Annotated in this window: 6 protein-coding genes; 3 read left to right on the top strand and 3 right to left on the bottom strand. The window is 70.0% G+C overall.

What is annotated here, in order from left to right:
* On the bottom strand, positions 1 to 318 hold a 318-nt coding region (locus TR46_RS36700; RefSeq protein ID WP_042411234.1), incomplete at its 3' end, for an LmbU family transcriptional regulator.
* A 245-nt stretch (positions 319 to 563) separates the two neighbouring features.
* Here TR46_RS36700 and TR46_RS36705 point away from each other — a divergent pair.
* The 3 genes from TR46_RS36705 to TR46_RS36715 all read left to right on the top strand — a co-directional run bounded on the left by TR46_RS36705 (position 564) and on the right by TR46_RS36715 (position 2,546).
* Positions 564 to 1,208: an FMN-binding negative transcriptional regulator gene (locus TR46_RS36705; RefSeq protein ID WP_042411216.1), complete on the top strand. Its 645-nt coding sequence runs from the start codon at positions 564 to 566 to the stop codon at positions 1,206 to 1,208.
* Positions 1,209 to 1,218: 10 nt separating this feature from the next.
* Positions 1,219 to 2,043, top strand: a complete 825-nt coding sequence (locus tag TR46_RS36710; protein WP_042411218.1) for a 4'-phosphopantetheinyl transferase family protein — start codon at positions 1,219 to 1,221, stop codon at positions 2,041 to 2,043.
* Between the two features lie 266 nt (positions 2,044 to 2,309).
* On the top strand, positions 2,310 to 2,546 hold the full coding sequence (locus TR46_RS36715; RefSeq protein ID WP_042411219.1) for an MbtH family protein: 237 nt from the start codon (positions 2,310 to 2,312) through the stop codon (positions 2,544 to 2,546).
* Between the two features lie 113 nt (positions 2,547 to 2,659).
* On the opposite strand, the gene TR46_RS36720 is transcribed toward TR46_RS36715, so the two are convergent.
* The gene (locus TR46_RS36720; protein ID WP_042411224.1) at positions 2,660 to 3,856 is read right to left on the bottom strand and encodes a cytochrome P450; all 1,197 of its coding nucleotides are present in this window, start codon (positions 3,854 to 3,856) and stop codon (positions 2,660 to 2,662) included.
* A gap of 61 nt (positions 3,857 to 3,917) precedes the next feature.
* The coding region (locus tag TR46_RS36725) for a thioesterase domain-containing protein (RefSeq protein ID WP_236655693.1) at positions 3,918 to 5,126 on the bottom strand (1,209 nt) is incomplete at its 5' end.

Below are 5,126 nucleotides of genomic sequence, written 5' to 3' on the forward strand. Positions count from 1 at the left end.
GTGCTGGAAGGTCAGCCGGGGGCGGCGGCGGTCCATCGGGAACCTGCGGGCCACCCAGGCGTAGTTGCGCAGCGTCTGGTAGCGCAGATCGGCGGTGCGGATGGCCTGCTGGTACCGGTCGGCGTAGTGCTCCTTGCCGTAGGCCAGCCAGTCGCCCAGCCACCACAGCGACGAGTCCACCACGCCGGCCAGCTGGCGCCCGGTCCGCTCCCACTCCTCGAAGGTGAGCACATCCGGGATCTGCAGCCCCACCCGGGTGGTCAGGACCTGGTCGGTACTGGGAGCGCCCCTGCGCAGGCCGCGCGGCGGCGGAACCATGCGCCCGGTCCCGGGGGCGGGCTGCGCCGGAGCGCGCGTTGCGCTGTTCACACCGTTCGGCAACTCGTACATGGCTCCCCGTCCCGGTCGATTCCTGCGTGAGCGCGAACTGATATTTCGCGAGTTTCACCCTCGCAGTCCGGTTTCGAACCGGAATCGAAGCCGGACCGATAACAGGCCGAAAAGGCGTCTGCCTAGCTTTTTCGCAAGACGATTCCAGCAGCCGCCGAAAGGGGTTTCTCCCTATGTTCGTCCCCCCGCCCTACCGGCCGCCCGACGGGTCCTGGACCGCCGAGCTGATCCGCAGCAACCCGCTGGCGATCCTCGCCAGCAACGGCAGTACCGCCGACGGCCCGTTCGCCACCCATCTGCCGGTGATCCCCGATCCCGGGACCCCCGACCTGCTGTCCGCCGAGCTCACCGGAGCCGTGCTGCTCGGTCACATGAACCGCGCCAACCCCCACTGGGCCGCCCTGGCGGAGGGCGGCACCTCCCTGCTCACCTTCACCGGGCCGCACGCCTATGTATCACCGACCGTGTACGGAGTGACCCCGGCGGCGCCCACCTGGAACTTCACCTCGGTCCACGCGCGCGGGACCATCGAGCGGATCGAATCGTCCGAGGAGACGCTGGAGGTGGTCAAGGCCACCGTCCGGGCCTTCGAGGAGAGATTCGGCGCCGAATGGGACATGTCGGAGTCGATTTCCTACTTCCGCCAGATCCTTCCCGGAGTGGGCGGCTTCCGGTTCACCGTGACCGGGACCGACGGCATGTTCAAGCTCAGCCAGGAGCAGGCGCCGGAAATCCGCTGCCGGGTGCAGCGGTCGTTCACCGGGCGGGAGTGCAGCCGCCACCGGGAGACCGCCGCGCTCATGGGCAGCCTGCCGTGAGCACCCGCGCGTGACCGCGACCGAGCACCTCGACACCGCTGCCCGGCCCCAGCCGGTCAAGCTGTGGTTCTGCCCGAACGACGAACTCGATCCCGGGCTGGCCGCCACGCTTGCCGAGCACTGGCTGGACGAACCGGAACGGGAGACCGCCGAGCGGTTCCTGTTCGAACGCGACCGGCGCCAGTACCTCGTCGCCCACGTGCTGGTACGGCGCGTGCTGGCGCTGGCGACCGGCGTGCCGGAGGCGGACGCCGTCATCCGGCGTTCGCCCCGGGGCCGCCCGTTCCTGCTGGCGCCCGCCGAAGGAGTACCGAGAGGAGGCAGGGAACTGGACTTCAGCCTCTCCCACACCCAGGGGCACAACCTCGTCGGTGTGGTGCGCCGCCACCGGATCGGTGTGGACGTGGAGCGGCTGGACCGCGAGAACCGGGGTTTCGACGCCATCGTCGAGACCTTCGCCCCACCGGAGCGGGAGTGGGTGGCGCAGGCCGTCCCGGGCCGGGCCAGGACCAGGCGCGTCCTGCGCCTGTGGACGCTGAAGGAGGCGTACGCGAAGGCGCGGGGACTGGGCCTGGAGCTCCCCTTCGACTCCTTCTCCTTCCAGCTGGCGCAGGACACCGGGGTGCTCGGCTTCCGGGCACCGGAGGACGACGCCGGGGCCGGGCGGCGGTGGCGCTTCGTGGAGCTGGAGCCGGCGCCCGGCGTGCTGGCCGCCGTGGCGGTACTGGTCGACCCGGGGGAACCCACCCTGTTCGAGGTGCACCACGGGTTCCCCTGGGGAAACCGGACGCCGCAGCTGCTGGCCCTGCCCGAACCTGCGCCGGCCCGGGTCTAGAGGATCACTCGAATACGGCTGGAGCGGTCGGCGGAACGGATCCGGAAGGAGTACGGTCTCGACCGGACAAAGCTGTGGGAATTCCAGCGGGCGCTCGATCCGATGTCCTGTCGACAGGAGACCGGGGACGCCCGCTGAATTCCCGTTCCGCATGTCCCCTGCCTGATCTGATGTGGCGGTCCCGCCGACTCCATCCCCATCAACGGATAATTGATTCACTTTCCGCCCGGAGGTGGATCGTGGACGGCTTGAATTGGAGTGGATTGATGAGCAGCAACCCGTTCGACGACGCTGACGGCCGATTCTTTGTCCTGGTGAACGACGAGCGGCAGTACTCGCTGTGGCCGTCGTTCGCCGAGATCCCGGCCGGCTGGCTGAACGTGTTCGGCGAGGAGGGCCGCCAGGAGTGCCTCGACTACATCGAGGAGCACTGGACCGACCTGCGTCCGAAGAGCCTGCGCGACGCGATGGACGCGGACCAGCTCGCCGCCAACGCCGTGTGAGACACCGCGGTCGCCCCCCGAGGGGGGCGCCCGCGCCACGCCGAAGGGGTGGGCCCCGGCACCGTGATCACGGTGCCGGGGCCCACCCCTTCGGCGTGGCGCGGGCGCCGGGCTCAGAGCCCGGTGCGCAGCCCGAGGGTGCGGACGCCGACGAAGTCGGGCGTCGGCATGAACGACGGCGGCTGCTCCGGGTCCACCGCGAGCCCGGGGTAGCGGTCCAGCATGGTGTTCAGCGCGATCTGGCCCTCCAACCGGGCCAGCGGCGCGCCGAGGCAGAAGTGGATGCCGCGCCCGAAGCCGATGTGCGGGTTGGGGTCCCGGGTCGAGTCGAAGGTGTGCGGATCCGCGAACTGGCGCTCGTCCCGGTTCGCGGCCGAGAGCAGCACCTTGACCATCTGGTTGGCGCCTACCGTCCGGCCGGCGATCTCCACCTCGGCGTTGGTGACCCGGTAGCTGGTCGCGAAGGGGCTCAGGAACCGCAGCGACTCCTCGATCACGCCCGTCATCCTGGAGCGGTCGGCGCGCAGCCGTGCCTCCTGCTCCGGATGGGCGTCCAGGCACAGCACGGTGTTGCCGAGCAGCATGGTGGTGGTGACGTGCCCGGCGAACAGCAGCAGGCTGGAGAAGTTGATCACCTGGATGTCGGTCAGCCGCTCGCCGTCGACCTCCGCCTCGACCAGCTTGCTGAGCAGGTCCTCACGCGGCTTCCGGCGCCGGTCGAGCACGTGCTCGCGGAGGTAGTCGTTCATGTGCAGCGCCTGCTCGGTGCGGCCCTTCAGGTCCCGCTCCAGCTCCTCGTTGTCGGCCAGCGAGAACTTGTTGGCGCTCTCGAACATCTCCTTGGCCCACTTCTTGAACAGCACGCGGTCGCTGCTCGGCACGCCGAGCAGCTCGGCTATCACGATCACCGCCAGCGGGTAGGCGAGGTCGGCCACCATCTCGATCCGGCCCGGGTCGGCCACCGCGTCCAGAAGCTCGTCGGTGATCTCCTGGATCCGCGGCGCGAGGTCGGCCACGACCTTGGGGGTGAACGCGTGCGAGGCCAGCGTGCGCAGCTTGCGGTGCTGCGGGGGGTCCGTCTGGGCCAGGTTGCCGTCGAACAGCGATTCATCGGCGTCCGGGACGAAGCGCCGGGCCAGGTCCGAGGAGTAGGTCACCGGGTCCCCAAGGATCGCCACCACCTCCGGATAGCCGAAGACGCTCCACATGCCCAGTTCCTCCTCGAACTGGATGATCCTCTCCGGCTTCTGTCCGCGCAGCCAGAAGTGATCCGGGTGGATCCCCCATCGGTCGGCAAGAAGGGTGCTCATGACGTCTTCCTCTCATTCTGGGAAACGGCGGTTCTGGTACGGGATCGCGCCGGCGTAGGGGTCACCGGGCCTCCCCCTCCAGGCGGCGGGCGACGACCTCGCAGATCGCGGCCGCCGGCCCGGGAAGGTACATGTCCTGGTGGGTGCTGCTGATGTCGTAGCTGTGCACGGACCCGTCGACGTGCTGCCGCCACCTCTCGGCGAAGCACTCCTCCGTGTCCAGCGCCGCGTTGAAGAACACCAGGTCACCGCGGTAGACCGGGGAGACGGCACGCTCCATGACCTTCATGTGGTCGAGCATCAGCGCGACCGCGTTGTCCAGGAACGACTCGTACTCGGCCGCGTCCGTGACATGCACGAGGTGCGTCCTGAAGAAGTCCCGGGTCTGCTCCGGGTCAGCGGTCACGCCGGCCGCGAAGTACGTGCTCGGCACGCTGTCGAGCAGCCCGAGCAGGTCCACCTCGTGCCCCCGGCGCTGCAGTTCCGCGGCCATCGCGTGGGCGATCGTGCCGCCGATGGACAGGCCCAGCAGGTTGAAGGGGCCCTCCGGCTGGATCGACAGCACCTGGTCGACGTAGTCGGCGACCATCGCCTCGAACGACTCCGGACGGGGCGTCACCCCGTCGAAGCCGCGCGCCTGGATCCCGTACATCGGCCGGTCCCCGCGCAGCCGGTCCGCGAAGCCGAGGTAGAGCCAGCACAGGCCGGAACCGGGGTGGATCCACCACACCGGGGTCCCGCTCCCGCCGGTCCTCAGCGGCAGCACGACGGCGAACGGATCCGAGGAGAAGGAGGTCTCGGTCGCCCTGCTCAGCTCCTCGGCCAGGGCCGCGACGGTGCGCTGCTGGAACAGCATCCGGATGGGCACGTCGACGCCGAGCACGGCGCGGATCCGGCTGATCACCTTGGTCGCCAGCAGCGAGTTCCCGCCGACCGCGAAGAAGTCGTCGTCGACCCCCACCTGCTCGACCGCCAGGGTCTCCGCGAACAGGCCCGCGATGATGCTCTCCTCGGTGGTGCGCGGCGCACGGCCCGCCCCGCCGGTGAACTCCGGCGCCGGCAGCGCGGCCCGGTCCAGCTTCCCGTTCCGGGTCAGCGGCAGCCGGTCCAGCACCACCAGCCGCGACGGCACCATGAAGTCCGGCAGACGGTGCGTCAGGAAGTCGCGCAGTTCGGCCTCGACGGGGACGTCGCCGGAGGCGGCCGGAACCGCATAGCCCACCAGCTGCAGGCCCCCCTGCCCCGGGCGGGCGACCACCGCTGCCTGCGT

The organism is Streptacidiphilus carbonis (assembly GCF_000787775.1).
GTDB classification, from domain to species: domain Bacteria; phylum Actinomycetota; class Actinomycetes; order Streptomycetales; family Streptomycetaceae; genus Streptacidiphilus; species Streptacidiphilus carbonis.